The organism is Nonomuraea roseola (genome assembly GCF_039535395.1).
Classification (GTDB): Bacteria; Actinomycetota; Actinomycetes; order Streptosporangiales; family Streptosporangiaceae; genus Nonomuraea; species Nonomuraea roseola.
This window is the reverse complement of record NZ_BAAAXC010000015.1, coordinates 1,493,773-1,510,930: the sequence shown is the minus strand read 5'-3', so window position 1 is coordinate 1,510,930 and position 17,158 is coordinate 1,493,773. Positions and strand designations below refer to the sequence as shown.

At 69.4% G+C, this 17,158-nt stretch carries 18 protein-coding genes; 15 read left to right on the top strand and 3 right to left on the bottom strand.

Going from position 1 to position 17,158, the window contains the following annotated elements; genetic code table 11:
• Positions 1–18 precede the first annotated feature (18 nt).
• The 11 genes from ABFX55_RS30070 (at position 19) to ABFX55_RS30020 (ending at position 9,910) form a co-directional block, all read left to right on the top strand.
• A complete protein-coding gene (locus ABFX55_RS30070; protein WP_346126101.1) occupies positions 19–369 on the top strand; it encodes an ArsR/SmtB family transcription factor in 351 nt (116 codons plus the stop codon).
• On the top strand, positions 366–971 hold the full coding sequence (locus ABFX55_RS30065; RefSeq protein WP_346126100.1) for an SRPBCC family protein: 606 nt from the start codon (positions 366–368) through the stop codon (positions 969–971). Before ABFX55_RS30070 ends, ABFX55_RS30065 begins: the two co-directional genes overlap by 4 nt.
• A gap of 49 nt (positions 972–1,020) precedes the next feature.
• Positions 1,021–1,533, top strand: a complete 513-nt coding sequence (locus ABFX55_RS30060) for a PH domain-containing protein (protein ID WP_183650247.1) — start codon at positions 1,021–1,023, stop codon at positions 1,531–1,533.
• A 10-nt stretch (positions 1,534–1,543) separates the two neighbouring features.
• A complete protein-coding gene (locus ABFX55_RS30055; RefSeq protein WP_346126099.1) occupies positions 1,544–2,503 on the top strand; it encodes an adenylate/guanylate cyclase domain-containing protein in 960 nt (319 codons plus the stop codon).
• 16 nt (positions 2,504–2,519) lie between these two features.
• Positions 2,520–3,605: an S-(hydroxymethyl)mycothiol dehydrogenase gene (locus ABFX55_RS30050; protein ID WP_346126098.1), complete on the top strand. Its 1,086-nt coding sequence runs from the start codon at positions 2,520–2,522 to the stop codon at positions 3,603–3,605.
• A gap of 47 nt (positions 3,606–3,652) precedes the next feature.
• On the top strand, positions 3,653–4,273 hold the full coding sequence (locus ABFX55_RS30045) for an MBL fold metallo-hydrolase (RefSeq protein WP_346131301.1): 621 nt from the start codon (positions 3,653–3,655) through the stop codon (positions 4,271–4,273).
• Between the two features lie 149 nt (positions 4,274–4,422).
• Positions 4,423–4,602, top strand: coding sequence for a (2Fe-2S)-binding protein (locus ABFX55_RS30040; RefSeq protein WP_183650237.1), 180 nt, complete (start codon positions 4,423–4,425; stop codon positions 4,600–4,602).
• Positions 4,603–4,619: 17 nt separating this feature from the next.
• Positions 4,620–5,099: a bacterioferritin gene (gene bfr, locus ABFX55_RS30035; protein ID WP_346126097.1), complete on the top strand. Its 480-nt coding sequence runs from the start codon at positions 4,620–4,622 to the stop codon at positions 5,097–5,099.
• Between the two features lie 297 nt (positions 5,100–5,396).
• Complete coding sequence (locus ABFX55_RS30030; RefSeq protein WP_043620820.1) at positions 5,397–6,065, top strand: response regulator transcription factor; 669 nt, start codon at positions 5,397–5,399, stop codon at positions 6,063–6,065.
• Positions 6,066–6,068: 3 nt separating this feature from the next.
• On the top strand, positions 6,069–7,343 hold the full coding sequence (locus ABFX55_RS30025; RefSeq protein ID WP_346126096.1) for an ATP-binding protein: 1,275 nt from the start codon (positions 6,069–6,071) through the stop codon (positions 7,341–7,343).
• A gap of 95 nt (positions 7,344–7,438) precedes the next feature.
• Positions 7,439–9,910, top strand: coding sequence for an NHL repeat-containing protein (locus ABFX55_RS30020; protein WP_346126095.1), 2,472 nt, complete (start codon positions 7,439–7,441; stop codon positions 9,908–9,910).
• A 4-nt stretch (positions 9,911–9,914) separates the two neighbouring features.
• Here ABFX55_RS30020 and ABFX55_RS30015 read toward each other — a convergent pair whose 3' ends face one another.
• Complete coding sequence (locus ABFX55_RS30015; protein ID WP_346126094.1) at positions 9,915–10,403, bottom strand: GtrA family protein; 489 nt, start codon at positions 10,401–10,403, stop codon at positions 9,915–9,917.
• A gap of 374 nt (positions 10,404–10,777) precedes the next feature.
• On the opposite strand from ABFX55_RS30015, the gene ABFX55_RS30010 reads away from it, so the two are divergent.
• The 3 genes from ABFX55_RS30010 to purE are packed head-to-tail and all read left to right on the top strand — an operon-like array spanning position 10,778 to position 13,315.
• The gene (locus ABFX55_RS30010; RefSeq protein WP_346126093.1) at positions 10,778–11,572 is read left to right on the top strand and encodes a hypothetical protein; all 795 of its coding nucleotides are present in this window, start codon (positions 10,778–10,780) and stop codon (positions 11,570–11,572) included.
• A 46-nt stretch (positions 11,573–11,618) separates the two neighbouring features.
• Positions 11,619–12,821, top strand: coding sequence for a 5-(carboxyamino)imidazole ribonucleotide synthase (locus ABFX55_RS30005; RefSeq protein ID WP_346126092.1), 1,203 nt, complete (start codon positions 11,619–11,621; stop codon positions 12,819–12,821).
• A complete protein-coding gene (gene purE, locus ABFX55_RS30000) occupies positions 12,818–13,315 on the top strand; it encodes a 5-(carboxyamino)imidazole ribonucleotide mutase (protein WP_346126091.1) in 498 nt (165 codons plus the stop codon). Before ABFX55_RS30005 ends, purE begins: the two co-directional genes overlap by 4 nt.
• A 207-nt stretch (positions 13,316–13,522) precedes the next feature.
• On the opposite strand, the gene ABFX55_RS29995 is transcribed toward purE, so the two are convergent.
• Positions 13,523–14,836 (bottom strand): UDP-glucose dehydrogenase family protein, encoded by a 1,314-nt coding sequence (locus ABFX55_RS29995; protein ID WP_346126090.1) that lies wholly within the window; start codon positions 14,834–14,836, stop codon positions 13,523–13,525.
• Between the two features lie 123 nt (positions 14,837–14,959).
• On the opposite strand from ABFX55_RS29995, the gene ABFX55_RS29990 reads away from it, so the two are divergent.
• Positions 14,960–16,114 carry an acyl-CoA dehydrogenase family protein gene (locus ABFX55_RS29990; protein WP_346126089.1) on the top strand — a complete coding sequence of 385 codons (1,155 nt, stop codon included), beginning with the start codon at positions 14,960–14,962 and terminating at the stop codon, positions 16,112–16,114.
• A gap of 206 nt (positions 16,115–16,320) precedes the next feature.
• Here the strand turns inward: ABFX55_RS29990 and ABFX55_RS29985 are convergent, their stop codons facing one another.
• On the bottom strand, positions 16,321–16,878 hold the full coding sequence (locus ABFX55_RS29985; RefSeq protein WP_346126088.1) for a hypothetical protein: 558 nt from the start codon (positions 16,876–16,878) through the stop codon (positions 16,321–16,323).
• Positions 16,879–17,158 lie beyond the last annotated feature (280 nt).

Here is a 17,158-nt window from a genome sequence, read left to right as displayed (position 1 = left end):
AGCTGAAATACTCGTGGCGTGCACGCCTTCGATGTCCTCGGCGACCCCGTCCGGCGCCGGATCCTCGAACTGCTGGCCGACGGCGAACTGAGCTCGGGCGAGGTCACCGCGGTCGTCCAGCGAGAGTTCGGGATCTCCCAGCCGGCCGTCTCGCAGCACCTGCGGGTGCTGCGCGACAACGGGTTCGCCAGCGTCCGCGCGCAGGGCACCAGGCGGCTCTACACCGTCGAGACGGCCCCGCTGCGCGAGGTCGACCAGTGGATGGAGCGCTTCCGTCGGTTCTGGGACCAGCGGCTCGACGCCCTGGAGACGGAGCTGGTTCGAGGCAGGCGCGAACGCGCCCACGAGTCAACGGAGGAGTCCCCGTGAAAGACATCGTCGAGGAGATCGGCAGGGCCCGTCGCCAGGTGAGCGTGGAAGGCGAGTCCGCCACCCTCCTGGTGCGCCGCCGCTACGACGCCGAGGTGGAGGAGGTCTGGGACGCCTGCACCGACGCGGGACGCCTGGCGCGCTGGCTCGCGCCCGTCTCGGGCGACCTCCGCCTGGGCGGCCGCTACCAGCTCGAGGGCAACGCGGGCGGCGAGATCCTCGCCTGCGAGCCGCCCAGCCTGCTGAAGGTCACCTGGGTCTACGGCGGGGAGGGCTCGTCCGAGGTCGAGGTACGGCTGGCGGAAGCCGACGGCGGCACGCTGTTCGAGCTGCGCCACGCCGCCGTGGTGCCGCCCGGCATGTGGGACCGGTACGGGCCTGGCGCGGTCGGCGTCGGCTGGGACCTCAGCCTGCTCGGCCTGGCCATGCACCTGGCGGGTGAGCCGCAGCCCGACCCTGAGTCCTTCGGGCGCAGCGCCGACGGCGCGCGCTTCATCGCCGCCAGCGGCCAGGCGTGGGGCGAGGCCCATCGGTCCTCGGGAGCCGACGAGGAGCAGGCCGCCTCCGCGGCGAAGAACACGATCGCCTTCTACACGCCCTGATCCCCCTTCTCCGTGGCGCTCACCCGGCCTGCGTGCCACGATTTGGGCCATGACTCTCCCGGATCACCATCTGACCCAGGGCGAGCGGCGCATCAGGTCGTTCAACCCGCACTGGAAGCGGCTTATCGGCCCCGCCGTCGCGCTCGTCCTCATCCTCGCCGCCATGGGCGCCGCGCTGTACCTCATCCCCGGCGACTGGGAGTACGCCTTCTACGGCAGGGCCGCGTCCGTCGTGATCGCGGTCATCCTGCTGACGATCTGGTCGTTCGTCCCCTACCTGCAGTGGAAGAACACCGGCTACGTGCTCACCACGCACCGCTTCACCATCAGCACGGGCGTGCTGAACAAGTCGACCGACGAGATCCCGCTCACCAAGGTCAACTCGGTCAGCTCCGACCAGTCCTTCACCGAGCGCATGCTGGGCTGCGGCACGCTGACCGTCGAGTCGGCCAGCGACCAGGGCCAGCTCGCCCTGCGCGACATCCCCAGGATCCAGGACGTGCGGGCCGAGCTGTTCCGCGCAGTGGAGGACGTCTCCGACGGTGCCGTCGACGGAAGGTAGTCTCCCCAGCATGAGGCCGACGGCTGAGGAGATCGAGCGGCTGCTCGTCGGCACCCCCGCCCACCACACCAGGGGAGAGGTCGCCGCGGAGGCGGGCGTGTCGCAGGAGCTGGCCGAGCGGATCTGGCGGGCCCTCGGGTTCGCCACGCTCGCCGACGACGCGGTGGCCTTCTCCGACGCCGACGTGGTCGCGCTGCGGCGGGTCCGCAAGATGCTCGACAGCGGGCTGCTGGACGAGCCCACGGTCATCCGCATGGCGAGGGCGCTCGGCCAGACCACCTCCAGGCTCGCCCAGTGGCAGGCCGAGATCATGGTCGGCGCGATGCTGCCGCCCGACGTGCAGCCCTCCGACGCCGACCTCGCCAGGATCCTGGAGACGTCGCAGCAGCTGCTTCCCGACTTCGAGCACGTGCTCATCCACGTCTGGCGGGCCCAGCTGGCCGCGGCGGGAACGCGCTTGCTGGCGATCGCCGACATCAACGACGACCTCGTGCCCGGCCGGGTCTCGCTCGCCGTGGGCTTCGCCGACCTGGTCTCCTTCACCAGAAGGTCCAGGGAGCTTTCCGAGCGCGAGCTGGCCGAGCTGGTGGAGGGCTTCGAGTCGCGCGCCGCCGACGTGGTCGCCGTCCACGGCGCGAGGCTGGTCAAGACGCTGGGCGACGAGGTGCTGTTCACCGCGCCCACCCCCGCGCAGGCCGCCAGCATCGCGCTCGACCTCGTCAAGACCGGCGAGCTGCGCATCGGCATGGCCTACGGACCTGTGCTGCCGGTGATGGGCGACGTCTTCGGCACCACCGTCAATCTGGCGGCGCGGCTGACCGCCATCGCCAGGCCCGGCACCATCGTGGTCGACGCCGATCTCGCGGAGGGGCTGGCGGGAGACGGCTTCGAGCTGCACAGGATCCGCCGCAGGCCGGCCAGAGGGCTCGGCGTGGTGCAGCCGTATGTCTTGCGGCGATCAGCGCCTTGAGCAGATGATGAACGGCATGCCGTACCAAGTGCAAGGCGTCGTCGCTCGTGGCAAGGGTCAGCAGGTCTCCACGGAGACCATTCTCGTGCCGGATCCGGGCCCTGGTGAAGCGGTCGTCAACGTGAAGGCCTGCGGAGTCTGCCACACCGACCTTCACTACCGCGAGGGCGGTATCAACGACGACTTCCCCTTCCTGCTCGGGCACGAGGCCGCGGGCGTCGTCGAGGCGGTCGGCGAGGGGGTGAAGGACCTCGCGCCGGGCGACTACGTGATCCTCAACTGGCGCGCGGTCTGCGGCTCGTGCAGGGCCTGCCTGCGGGGACGCCCCTGGTACTGCTTCGCCACGCACAACGCGGCGCAGAAGATGACGCTCGAGGACGGCACCGAGCTGAGCCCCGCCCTGGGCATCGGCGCGTTCGCGGAGAAGACGCTGGTCGCCGCGGGGCAGTGCACGAAGGTGTCGGCCGACGCGCCGCCCGAGGTGGCCGGCCTGCTCGGCTGTGGCGTGATGGCGGGCCTCGGCGCGGCGCTCAACACCGGCAACGTCTCGCGGGGCGACACCGTGGCCGTCATCGGCTGCGGCGGCGTCGGCGACGCGGCCATCCTCGGCGCCTCCCTCGCCGGAGCTGCCAAGATCATCGCGGTGGACGTGGACGACCGCAAGCTCGCGTGGGCGCGCGAGTTCGGCGCCACCGACACGGTGAACTCCGCGCAGGCCGACGCCGTCGAGGCCGTCCGCGACCTCACGGGCGGTTTCGGCGCCGACGTCGTCATCGAGGCGGTCGGCAGGCCCGAGACCTACAAGCAGGCCTTCTACGCCCGCGACCTGGCCGGCACCGTCGTGCTGGTCGGCGTGCCGACCCCCGAGATGACGCTGGAGCTGCCGCTGCTCGACGTCTTCGGGCGCGGAGGCTCGCTGAAGTCCTCCTGGTACGGCGACTGCCTGCCCTCCCGCGACTTCCCCATGCTGATCGACCTGTTCCTGCAGGGACGCCTCCCTCTCGACAGGTTCGTCTCGGAGAAGATCGCCCTCGACCAGGTCGAGGAGGCGTTCACCCGCATGCACCGCGGCGAGGTCCTGCGCTCGGTGGTGGTCCTGTGAGTGAGCGAGGCGTGGGAACCAGTAAGCACAGCATCGAGTCGATCAGGATGCGCGAGCCGTCAGGTGCGGGCATCCTGATCGACAGGGTCATCACCTCGGGTACCTTCTCGCTCGACGGCGGCACGTGGGAGGTCGACAACAACGTGTGGCTGGTGGGCGACGCCCGTTCGGTCATCGTCATCGACGCCGCGCACTCCGCCGAGAAGATCGCCGAGCGCGTGGGCGGCAGGAGCGTCACCGCGATCGTCTGCACGCACGCGCACAACGACCACATCAACGCCGCCGCGCCGCTCGCCGAGCTGACGGGGGCGCCGATCCTGCTGCACCCGGCCGACCAGGTGCTCTGGGAGATGCACTACGGCGACGCCGTCCCGTACACGCCGCTGGAGGACGGCGCCTCGCTGAAGATCGGGGGCATCGAGCTGCGGGTGATCCACACGCCGGGGCACGCCCCTGGCGCGGTGTGCCTGCACGCGCCCGAGCTGGGCGTGGTCTTCACCGGTGACACGCTCTTCTCCGGCGGGCCCGGCGCGACGGGCAGGTCGTTCTCCTCCAAGGAGACGCTGCTGGAGTCGATCAGAACGCGGCTGCTGTCGCTGCCCGCCGAGACCGTCGTCCACACCGGGCACGGCGACTCCACCACCATCGGCGCGGAGAGTTCCCTCTAGGTCACGCAGAGGAACCTTACGCTCGGGAGTAGTGTCCTGTCCTGGGCGATTTATGCCTGTGTCGCACTACACATAGGCAAGCCTTACCAAAGTGGGTTATCTTAGGTGTGCCTAACCAAAGGTCCCAACTGCGAGAGGCTCCTCCCCCGATGTACGTATGCGTGTGTCGTGCCGTGACCGAGAACGAGGTCCACGACTGCATCGCCGCGGGCGCGAAGAGCGCACGGCAGATCCGCGACACCACCGGCGCCGGCAGCGACTGTGCCTCTTGTGTCCGGAAGATCTGTGCGATCCTGAAAAGGTCTGACGACCTGATTCCGACCGCATAGCACAAGGGGCCCGTTCAATGCAGGGCGACAAGCAGATCATCGAGCTGCTCAACGAGCAGCTGACCGCGGAGCTCACCGCTATCAACCAGTACTTCCTGCACGCGAAGATGCAGGAGAACTGGGGCTACACCAGGCTGGCCAAGCACACTCGCGAAGAGTCGATCGACGAGATGCGTCACGCCGAGAAGCTCACCGACCGCATCCTGTTCCTCGAGGGACTGCCCAACTACCAGCGGCTCGGCACTCTCCACATCGGTCAGACCGTGGAGGAGCAGCTGCGCGCCGACCTCGAGGTGGAGCTGAGCGTCGTCCAACGGCTCAAGCCCGGCATCAAGCTGATGCGCGAGAAGGGCGACACGACCTCGGCGCGCCTGTTCGAGGACATCCTCGCCGACGAGGAGCACCACATCGACTACCTGGAGACCGAGCTGGGGCTCATCCAGAGCCTGGGCGAGCAGCTGTACCTCGCTCGCTACGCCGAGCCTCCCTCCGACTGACCCTTCCTTGGTCGCCCGCCGTGACATCCGCTCCGGCGGGCGTTCTCATTTCCGCCCTTTCCCGGACGGCACGCCGACGCGTGTCGCGACACGCCGGGGGCATGATCGCGAGGGCGCGAGGGTTGCTTGACGTACCCGAGGGAAGAACGAACGGGGAAGACGGCGGAAAGCGTGGGCCATTAAACCCAGACTAGCCGCCATTTATCAGCGTTTGCCCAGGTCAATAGATAGGTCAAACGCGAGTCAAACCGCGCGCTGCGGCCGGGAAACGATCGCCTAAGGTCCTACGATCGCTTCATGACCTGCGTACTTCTCGCCGAGGATGACACCTCGATTTCCGAGCCGCTCGCGCGCGCCCTGCGCCGCGAGGGCTACCAGGTTGAGGTGAGCCCCGACGGCCCGCAGGCCCTCGAGAGGGCTCTGTCGGGGGGCATCGACCTCATCGTTCTAGACCTTGGCCTGCCAGAGATGGACGGTCTCGAGGTCGCCCGCCGGATCCGGGCCGAAGGGCACGGAACTCCGGTCCTCATCCTCACCGCTCGCGTCGACGAGGTCGACACGGTCGTCGGCCTCGACGCCGGCGCCGACGACTACGTCACCAAGCCGTTCCGCCTCGCGGAGCTGCTCGCTCGTGTCCGGGCCCTGCTACGGCGCGGCACCTCAGAGACCCCTGTCGTCCAGGGGGTGCGCATCGACGCCGACTCACGTCGCGCGTGGATGGGCGAGAAGGAGCTGCACCTGACCACCAAGGAGTTCGACCTGCTGCGCGTCCTCGTACGCGACGCGGGGAAGGTCGTCACGCGTGAGCAGATCATGCGCGAGGTCTGGGACACCAACTGGTGGGGGTCCACCAAGACTCTCGACATGCACATCTCCTGGCTGCGGCGAAAGCTCGGCGACGATGCCGCCAAGCCTCGCTACATCACCACCGTCAGGGGAGTCGGCTTCAGGTTCGAGCGAGAGTAGGACGTGCGCCGCCGCCTACTCTCCTCCACCCTGGTCGTCGCGGCCATCGCCGTACTTCTGCTCGGGGTGCCATTGGGCGTGGTGGTCAGCAGGCTGATCGTCGAGGACGCCAATCAGCAGCTGAGGGCCGAGGCGACCCGTCTGGTGGGCGAGGTGGAATACGCCCGCATCCAGGAGACGCCGCTCGACCCGCAGCAGCTGGAGCAGAAGTATCCAGACAGATACATCCAGATCTACGTCAACGGCAACCCGCCGACGGCGACCGTCGTCGGCACCTCTCCGCAGTCCGGCCACTCCATGCACGAGGAGGCCAAGTCGGACAGCGGCATCTACGTCAGGGTGAGCCGCGACAAGGATCAGGTCGAGCAGGATGTGCGCGCTCGCCTGCTCCTCATCGTGGCGCTGGCCGCCGCGGCTCTCGCGGTCGCGGTGGGTCTCGCCATCGTGCAGTCACGTCGGCTCACCCTGCCGCTCCAGGACCTGGCCAAGATCGCCGACCGGCTGGGATCGGGAGACGCCCGGCCCAGCAAACACCGCTACGGCATCCCCGAACTCGATCGCGTGGCCGAGGTGCTCGACCGCAGCGCCGCGCGCATCTCCGACCTGCTCACGCGCGAGCGCGAGTTCGCCACGGACGCCTCCCACCAGCTGCGCACCCCGCTGACGGGGCTCACCATGCGCCTGGAGGAGATCGTCGCCGCCTCCGACGAGCCCACCGTCGTCCGCGAGGAGGGCGAGGCCGCCATCGTCCAGGCCGAACGCCTCACCGCGGTCATCGACGAGCTCCTGGCCGCAGCCCGCCGTCAGCGCATCGCGCAGGCAGAGCCCATCTCCGTCGACGAAGTGCTGGTCCAGCAGGTCACCGAGTGGGAGCCCGCCTTCCGCAGGGCGGGCCGCTCGGTCTCCCTCGGCGGCACCCGCGGACTCAAGGCCCTGGCCACCGGAGGAGGGCTCGGCCAGGTCGTCGCCTCGCTTCTGGAGAACTCGATCCAGCATGGCGGAGGCGACGTCTCGGTCTCCACCAGCAGCAGCGACAACTACATCGTCATCGAGGTCGCCGACGAGGGCCCAGGGATCTCCGACGAGATCGCGCCGAAGGTCTTCGAGCGCAACGTGAGCGGTGGAGGCGGCACGGGTCTCGGGCTCACGCTCGCCAGGGCGCTGGCCGCCGCGGACGGCGGACGGCTCGAGCTGGTGCGCCGCCGTCCCGCGGTGTTCGCGATCTTCCTGCGCCCCGCCGAGGTCACGGGTCGCCGCGTGGTCACCGGGCCGGCCTGAGAGCCGCGCGCAGCCCATTGACGGGCCACGCGCGAAGGTTTACGGTCAGGGCCATAATCGAGCATGATCGAGCGCCCCTCGGGAGGTGCGGCCCGGTGACCCCTCTGAGAAGGCTGCTCGCTGGAGCGCTGTCAGGCGCGCTGCTCTTCGCTTCGCTCACCCCTGCGCACGCCGCCGACCTGCGGATCGCCAACGCCGGATTCGACCAGGGGCTGACCGGCTGGAGCGGCTCGCACGGTCAGGGCGGCGTCACCGCGGTGAGCTGGCAGGGCCGCACCACCGCGCGCGTCGCCGACACCGGGCCCGCGCTGGCCTACGGCAGGGAGAGCCTGCCGGGACTGCCCGCTGTGCCGGGCTCCCGCTACACCGCCCACGCCACGGTCTGGACCGAAACCGGCACCGCCGACCTCTACCTGCGGTTCAGGGGATCGTCGGGACAGCTGCTCGGCAGCGCCGGCGCCTCGGTGTCAGGCGGGAGATGGAGCGACGTCACCGCCTCGGGCCTCGCCCCCGCGGGCACGACGACGGTCTCGGCGCTCATCTACTCGGGGGTGGCCAACGTCGGCACGGCCTACTGGGACGAGGTGCTGATCACCAAGGACGTGACCGACCTCGGCGTGCAGATCGAGAGCAGCGTGCCCAACGCCACCACGTTCGCGGGCGGCAGCGCCTACGCCGTCTACACCGGCACCGCGGACACCAACCCGCAGCTGGCCGTGATCGACCTGGCGACCGAGACGGTGAAGAGCCGCATCACCATCCCCGACACCGCCGCCACACCCACGGTCGGCGGCTGGGCGGCGGCCACGGCCACCGACGGCAGCGTCTACCTCGGCACCTATCCCAACTCCAAGCTCTACAGGCACGTGCAGGGCCAGACGACGGTGAGCGACCTCGGCAGGGCTGAGGGCGGCTACTCCTTCATCTGGGACCTGGAGCCCGGTGCGGGCGGCAAGGTGTACGGCGGCACCTACAACGACGGCCGCTACTTCAAGTACGACCGCGGCGTCTTCACCACGATCGGCCAGGTGCCCATCGTGGCGGGAGCGGAGTACATCCGCAGCCTCGCCCACGACCCCGCCGCCAACGCCACCTACCTCGGCACCGGCACCGACGCCTCGCTCGTCAGGTTCGACAACGTCACGGGACGGGTGGACAGCCTGCTGCCCGCCGCCTACGCGCACAACTCCATGGTCGGCGGCCTCACCTGGACAGGAGGCAGGCTGTTCGCCTGGCTCGACCGCACGCTGCTCGTGCTCGAGATCGTGAGGAACGCCGACGGCTCGCACCGCGCCGTCACCGACGCCGCGATCACCGACGTGGACCTGCACCACTCACCCGCACTCGACGGCAAGGTCTGGCTGGTCAAGGACGGCCTGCTGCACTCCTACGACCTCGCGGCCAAGGCTTTGCAGGCGACCGCCGTACGGCCTGGCCTGGACGTCACCGGCTACACCTGGCTGAACGGCACGCTTACCGGCCTCGGCGCGGCGGAGGACGGCACCAGGATCTTCACGTACGCCCCCGCGACAGGCCAGTGGAGCAGCAGGGTCGTGCGCGACACCCCTGTGCTCCCCGCCGCGATCAACGCGCTCGGCGCCGGTCCCGACGGCAGGATCTACTCGGGCGGCTACCTCACGGGCGGCACGGGCGTCTACGACCCGCTGCGCGGCGACACCGACAGCAGCGCCCCCGACACGCCCACCCTCACGGGACTGAGCCAGACCGACAGCCTGCTCGCCCACGACGGCAGGCTCTACCTCGGCGTCTATCCGTCGGCCAAGCTCTACAGCCACGACCCCTCGGGCCCGTGGCCGCCCACGCTCAGGTACACGGCGGGCGAGGCGGGCAGCAAGGCCGACGACTGCGAGCCCGGCAAGGGCCCGCCCCCGCAGGACCGTCCCTACGCGCTCGCCGGCGGGCCGGACGGCACGGTCTACATGGGCACCGTCCCCAAGTACGGCAAGCGCAGCGGCGCCCTCACCGTCTGGAAGGAGGGGACGGCGGGCAGGACCCTGTGCGTGGTGCGCGACCAGGCGGTCGTCTCCCTCGCCCACGCGGGAGGCAGGCTGTTCGGCGGCACCTCCACCAGGGGCGCGCTCGGCGTCAACCCCGTCTACGCGCCTGGCGCCTCGGCCACGCTGTTCTCCTACGACCCCGCGACCGGCGAGGTGCGCACCCACCCGCTCCCGCTGACGGCGCCCAAGGCCGTCACCGCCCTCACCGAGGTGGACGGCAGGCTCTGGGGCCTGGCCGGCGGCTCGCTGTTCACGCTGGACCCCGCCCGTCCCGACGCCATCACGGTGACGCGGCTGTTCCCCGATCCCGACTACGCGGCCAGGCCGGGGCTGGCCTGGCGCGACGGAGTCCTGCTCACCCTGGACAAGGATTCACAACACGTCTACGGCACGGCGGGCGACCAGATCTTCAGGATCGACAGGGCGACGAAGGCGCTGACCGTGCTGCTGACCGTCCCCGGCATGGAGGGGCTGACGGCCGACAGGTTCGGCCACCTCTACTACAAGATCAACGAACGGCTGCACCGCTACACGGTGCCCATCCCGTAGGCGGCTAGCGCCTGGGGGAGAGCGGCTCGGGAAGGCCGGTGACGGGCTCGACCGGCGGCTCCTCCGGCGCCAGGAACACCCACTTCTTGTACGACCAGAACCGGAACAGCGTGCCGAACCCCACGCCGATGACCTTGGCGATGTTGTAGCTCAGCGCGTCGTGCAGTCCGAGGGTGTACGTCGTGAATCCGATGACGATCAGGCTGATCAGCAGCCCGATGCCGTTCAGCAGGAAGAACAGGAGGTATTCGCGGGCCAGCCCGCTCTGCTCGCGGTTGCGGAAGGTCCAGAACCTGTTGCCGACGTAGGCGAAGGTGGCCGAGATGACCGTGGCCAGGCCCGTCGAGAAGAGGGGGCCCCAGCCGAAGCCGAAGCGGAACAGGTTGGTGGCCCCGAAGTCGATCACGAAGGCGATGCCGCCGATCGTGCCGAACTTGGCCAGCTCATGGATCAGATGAACGAACCGGTGGTAGGCGCGTCTGAAGAACTCCACGTCTCCTGCACGGTCCTTTCGGTTCTCCAGCCGCACCCTCGGGACGGGTCCGGTTCCACCAGGTTACCGGCCGAGCGCCTCACCCGGGTGCGAAGGTTCCGCAAAGCGAGTCGAGTACCTCATCATCCGTCCGCAAAGAACAATTCTAGAAATATCGTCTTATGAGGGGAAAGCTGGAACGGAGTTCACTACGCTGACGCCCAGATCGCGGCTCAGCGGCCGCGACAGACGGCCGTCACCCTGGGGAATCACCCGTGAAGCGTCGACTGTTCGCACTCTTGACCAGCCTGTCCATGGTGACCGGCTGTGGTGTCGCGAGCAGCCGTGCGGGGGAGCCGAAGGAGCCGCCGTCACCACCCGCATCCGCTCACCGGGTGGAGCGAGCAGTGGCGGAGAAGGCGTTCGACCTGCTCGACGAGCTCGCCCAGGCCTGGGAGGACCGGGACTGCGCGACCGTCGACCGCCTCACCGCGTGGGCGGAGAATGCGCTGGGCGGTCGTGCCTGCGAGGCGACCCGGAACGGCCGCCCAGCCCTGACCGGCTACTCCGACCTCGAGTACCTGCTGCCCGAGGCGCCCGGCTGGTTCGCCGTCCTGGCGCGCCGCCCCGAGCCCACGTACTTCCTGTTCGTCCACGACCGCAACTGGCGCCTCGCGGCAGGGCCGCTGCGGCTGCTCGGCGAGGCGCCCGAGCGCGCCGACGGCGCGGGACCCTCCAGCGGTACGGCCAGGCGCGCCAGGCTGGTCCCTCAGCGCCACCTCACCTATCTCACCGACCCGGCGGGGGTGAGCGGGGTCGCCTTCCCCTCCGGCGACGCCATCGCCGACCTGCGTGACGAGCTCGCCGACCGTACGGCCAGGGCCCGGCCCGACAGGGTGAGCGTCGACGTCGAGCTCTTCGGCGGCCCGTCCCGCGCGCTGGCGCTGTCGAACGGCTCGATGCTGGTCTTCCACACCCTCCGCCTGGTCTCGCGCCACCGCCCCGGCCAGGGCAGGGATTCCCTCGGCCGCCCGCCGTACGGCAGGGCGCTGGTGAAGGAGTTCACCGGCGAGAACGACCCCGCCTCCCTGACCGGCACCGAGCTCGTCGTGCTGGCCAGTGAGATCAGCGCGAAGAACAAGCTGACGACGGTGGCCCTGCGCCGCGCACTGGCCGATCTGACCACTTGACGGCCGCGACGTGGCGATGGCCGAGGTGAGGGTATGCTTCGGGCACGTGAGCAGCCCCTCTTCGCATGTCGGGCCCGTTGTGGGCGTCGTCGGCGCTGGCCAGTTGGCCCGCATGATGCAGCAGGCCGCGATCCCGCTCGGTCTCGAGCTACGGGTCCTGGCCAACTCGCCGGACGAGAGCGCGGCGAAGGTGATCGTCGACACCCGTCTCGGCGACTACCGTGACCTGTCCGTCCTGCGGGAGTTCGCCGCGGGCTGCGACGCGGTGACCTTCGACCACGAACACGTGCCGACCGAGCACATCAAGGCCATGGCCGCGGAAGGGCTCCAGGTCCACCCTGGCGCCGACGCCCTGGTCCACGCGCAGGACAAGGCGGAGATGCGCAGAAGGCTGACCGAGATCGGCGTGCCCTGCCCCGCCTGGCGCACCGTCGAGACGGCCGCCGACGTCGCGGAGTTCGCGGCGCAGAACGGCTGGCCCGTCGTGCTCAAGGCCGTCAGGGGCGGCTACGACGGCCGCGGCGTGTGGGTGTGCGACGACGAGGACGAGGCCGCGACCGTGGTCGCGACCGGTGTCCCGCTGCTGGCCGAGGCGTTCGTGCCGTTCGAGCGCGAGCTGGCCGTCCTGGTCGCCCGCTCTCCGCACGGGCAGGGCGTCAGCTACCCGGTCGTCGAGACCGTCCAGGAGAACGGCATCTGCGTCGAGGTCCTGGCCCCCGCGCCAGGGCTCGACGCCGAGGTCGCCGCCCAGGCGCAGCGCATCGCCCTGAAGATCGCCGATGAGCTGGGCGTCACAGGGCTGCTGGCGGTGGAGATGTTCGAGACCCGGAGCGGGGGAGCTCGGAGCGAGAGCGCGAGCTCCGAAGCGGCTACGAACACCGCCGGCCTCGTGGTCAACGAGCTGGCCATGCGCCCCCACAACAGCGGCCACTGGACCATCGAGGGCGCCCGCACCTCCCAGTTCGAGCAGCACCTGCGGGCCGTGCTCGACCTGCCGCTCGGCTCGCCGTCCATGGCGGCGCCCTACGTCGTCATGGCCAACCTGCTCGGCGGCGACGATCCCGACATCTTCAAGCGCTACGAGCACGTGATGGCCCACGACCCCGGCGTCAAGGTGCACTTCTACGGCAAGGAGGTGCGGAAGGGCAGGAAGATCGGCCACGTGACCGCCCTCGGCGCCGACCTCGACGACGTCAGGGCCAGGGCCAGGCACGCCGCCGTCTACCTCACCACAGGGGAGTACACATGATCGGCATCGTGATGGGCAGCGACTCCGACTGGCCGGTCATGAGGCTCGCGGCGGAGGCCGTGGCCGAGTTCGGCGTGCCGTTCGAGGCCGACGTGGTCTCCGCGCACCGCATGCCGACCGAGATGATCGAGTACGGCAGGCAGGCCGCCTCCCGCGGCCTCAAAGTGATCATCGCGGGCGCCGGAGGGGCCGCGCATCTGCCCGGCATGCTGGCCTCGGTCACGCCGCTGCCGGTGATCGGGGTGCCCGTGCCGCTGAAGTACCTCGACGGCATGGACTCCCTGCTGTCCATCGTGCAGATGCCCGCGGGCGTTCCCGTGGCGACGGTCGCCGTCGGTGGGGCGCGCAACGCGGGGCTGCTGGCCGTCCGCATCCTCGCCGCCTCCGACGAGACGCTGCGCCGACGCATGGAGGCCTTCCAGGACACGCTGCGCGACCAGGCTCACGCCAAGGGCGAGAAGCTGCGCGCGGAGGCGGCCGAACTGGGGCGCTGACTCAGCGGTCGTAGCCGAGCGGGTCGCCTGGCCGGCACTCCGGTTCGCGCTCGGCGTGTGTCGGTATCCAGCGGCTGGGAGTCTTTCGTGGGGGGTGCTCCGCAGGCTGCCTTGACGAGCTGCTTCCCGCTCTTCGGCCTGCCGAGGGCTTTGCGGCCTGCCGGGGGCTTTACGAGCGGACGGGGGCTTTACGGACGGCTGAGGGCTTTACGGCCTGCCGAGGGCGCGGTAGTGCCAGCCCGCCGCGCGCCAGGTCTCCGCGTCCAGCGCGTTGCGCCCGTCGACGATCTTCCTGGTCGCGACCGCCGCGCCGAGCTCCTCGGGGTCCAGGTCGATGAACTGCTTCCACTCGGTGAGCAGGAGCACGACGTGCGCCCCGCGTACGGCGTCGAGAGCCGACTCGCCGTAGGACAGCTCGGGGTGCGCCTTGCGGGCGTTGTCGAGCGCGATCGGGTCGTACACCGTGACCTGTCCGCCCTGCTCCCCGATGGTCACGGCCACGTCGAGAGCGGGGGAGTCGCGGATGTCGTCGGAGTTCGGCTTGAACGCCGCGCCCAGGACGCCCACCGTGCAGCCGCGGAACGAGCCGCCCGCCAGCTCGCGGGCCAGGTCGACCATGCGCGCGCGGCGGCGCATGTTGATCGCGTCGACCTCGCGCAGGAACGTCAGCGCCTGGTCGGCGCCCAGCTCACCGGCGCGTGCCATGAACGCGCGGATGTCCTTGGGCAGGCAGCCGCCGCCGAACCCGAGGCCGGGGTTGAGAAAACGACCGCCGATGCGGTCGTCGAACGACAGCGCCTGGGCCAGTTGCTGCACGTCGGCGTGAGAAGCCTCACAGACCTCGGCCATCGCGTTGATGAAGGAGATCTTGGTCGCCAGGAACGCGTTCGCCGCGGACTTGACCAGCTCGGAGGTCGGATAGTCGGTCACGACCATCGGAACCTCGCCGAGCGGCTCGTAGACCTCGCGCAGGATCTTCTCGGCCTGCTCGGAGGCCACGCCGATCACGATGCGGTCGGGGTTGAGCGTGTCCTGCACGGCGAAGCCCTCGCGCAGGAACTCGGGGTTCCACGCCAGCTCGGCCCCCGCGTTGACCGGTGCGAGGCGGGCGAGCTTGGCCGCCAGGCGGGCCGCGGTGCCGACGGGAACCGTCGACTTGCCCACGACCAGACAGTCTCTGTCGAGGTACGGCGCCAGCGACTCGACGGCCGCGTCGAGATAGGAGACGTCGGCCGCGTACTCGCCGTGCTTCTGCGGCGTGCCCAGGCAGAGGAAGTGGATGTCGCCGAACGCGGCCGCCTCCTCGTAGGAGGTGGTGAAGCGCAGCCGTCCCGACTCGAGCCCTCGCCGCAGGATCTCTTCAAGGCCGGGTTCGTGGATCGGCAGCTCGCCGCTCTGCAGGCGGCGGATCTTGTCGACATCGACGTCGAGGCCGAGGACTTCGAACCCGAGGTCCGCCATGCAGGCCGCGTGGGTGATGCCCAGATACCCGGTTCCGATCACCGTTAGGCGATATGGCACGAGTGAGCTCCTTTCATCGCCAAGGCATGTTACCGGTCCCCACCACTTCCACTGTGCCACCTGCGTAAACCGGCGAATCGTACCGGCTGGTAACAAGATGGTTGGACGTCCTAGTATTCGGTTATGACCTACGCCCTCACCGAGGAGCACGAGATGCTCCGCGAGACCGTCCGTGCCCTCGCCGATGAGAAGATCGCGCCCCGTGCCGCCGAGGCCGACGAGCGCGAGGAGTTCCCGTGGGACGTCTACAAGGCGCTCGTGGCCGCTGACCTGCACGCGATCCACGTCCCCGAGGAGTACGGCGGTGCGGGAGCCGACGCGCTCGCCGCGGTCATCGTCATCGAGGAGGTGGCCCGCGCCTGCGCCTCCTCCTCTCTGATCCCGGCCGTCAACAAGCTCGGCACCGTGCCCCTGCTGCTGTCGGCCTCCTCCTCGCTGAAGGAGCGCTATCTCACGCCCGTCGCCGCGGGCGAGGCGATGTTCTCCTACGCGCTCTCCGAGCCCGAGGCCGGCTCCGACGCCGCCGCCATGAAGACCCGCGCGGTCCTCGACGGCGACCACTACGTGCTCAACGGCGTCAAGATGTGGATCACCAACGCGGGCGTGTCCGAGTACTACACGGTCATGGCCGTCACCGACCCCTCCGCGGGCGCTCGCGGCATCTCCGCCTTCGTCGTCGAGAAGTCCGACGAAGGCGTCTCCTTCGGCCCCAAGGAGAAGAAGCTCGGCATCAGGGCCTCGCCCACCAGGCAGGTCATCCTGGAGAACGTGCGCATCCCGGTCTCCCGCCTGATCGGCGAGCCTGGCACCGGCTTCAAGACCGCTCTCGCCACCCTCGACCACACCCGCGTCACCATCGCCGCCCAGGCTCTCGGCATCGCCCAGGGCGCCCTTGACTACGCGATCGGCTACGTCAAGGAGCGCAAGCAGTTCGGCAAGCCCATCGCCGACTTCCAGGGCCTGCAGTTCATGATCGCCGATATGGGCATGAAGCTGGAGGCCGCACGGCAGCTGACCTACTACGCGGCGGCCAAGTCGGAGCTGGCGATGCACGGCAAGCCGCAGAAGGACCTGACGTTCCTGTCGAGCGCGGCGAAGTGCGCGGCGTCGGACGCGGCCATGGAGATCACCACGGACGCGGTGCAGCTGCTGGGCGGGTACGGCTACACGCGGGAGTTCCCTGTGGAGCGCATGATGCGCGACGCCAAGATCACCCAGATCTACGAGGGCACCAACCAGATCCAGCGCATGGTCATGGCCCGCCAGCTCCTGAAGTAGGAGACGAACTGCGGAAACCCGGTCCCTTGCGGCGAGGGGGTCGGGTTCCGCGCCACTCGATGGATCTCGAACTCAGTATCTGTTCCGTCGGTGTTCCGTGATCTTGGCGCGAGATAGCGGCGGGATACGGTGAGAAGTGGCAGCGGGAGCCGAGCGTGTGTGCCTGGTGGATAGAACGCGGCTCGGTCGGAGACGAGGCCAGCTGATCACCACTCGTCCCAGCCCGACCATGCGTACCAGGGGCCGAAGATCGGATCGAGCCGCTCCACGTCGTCCTCGGGCATCTGGCCCGCTGGGCTCCATATGAAACCTGCCGATGTGCGTACCAGCCAGTCATCGATGCTGAATCGGGCGCCGCCATCAGGTGTCGCCTCTGACCAGCAGACCGGGTAGAGACCCACCTGTCGGCACTCGTGGGAGTAGGTGCCGCTTCGAGCCACGGTCTGGGCGTAGTCGGCCAGGGCGGACTGCGACAGCGTGAACCGTACGAGGAATGGGACGTCGGCGGTGATCGCCACGGCGGTGGAGCTGACAATGATCCATGGCATCAACCAGCGGAGCAAGTGCGCGGATACCGCGTTGACGTTTGCTATCAGCGCTGGGATGGCCCGCATGATCCACAGCAGGTAGAGCAAGCCACCCGCGAAGAATGCCCATAGGAATAGTTCGACGTACAAGTACGGTCCGCTGGCCCACCACAGGCTCACGAGCGCTGCGAGCGAGAACGCTGTGATTAACGGCCACCCGGGCGGCTTGGTGATCACGACGCCACCTTAGCGATCAGCCGGGCAACACCAACAGCCGGCGTAGACGGGCTTAGGGTAGCCGCTGCTCATCCCCATGATCGAGCTATTTTCGCAGGTGGCCGGATCAAGCATCGGAGATCACCCAAACCTACGAGGGCACCAACCAGATCCAGCGCATGGTCATGGCCCGCCAGCTCCTGAAGTAAAGCACGGTCTTTCAGGCTGTGACACTGGGGGGAGTGCTCCCCCAGACCCCCACAAAGCATGGGCCTTTGCTTGGGGCGCGCTTCGCGCGTGG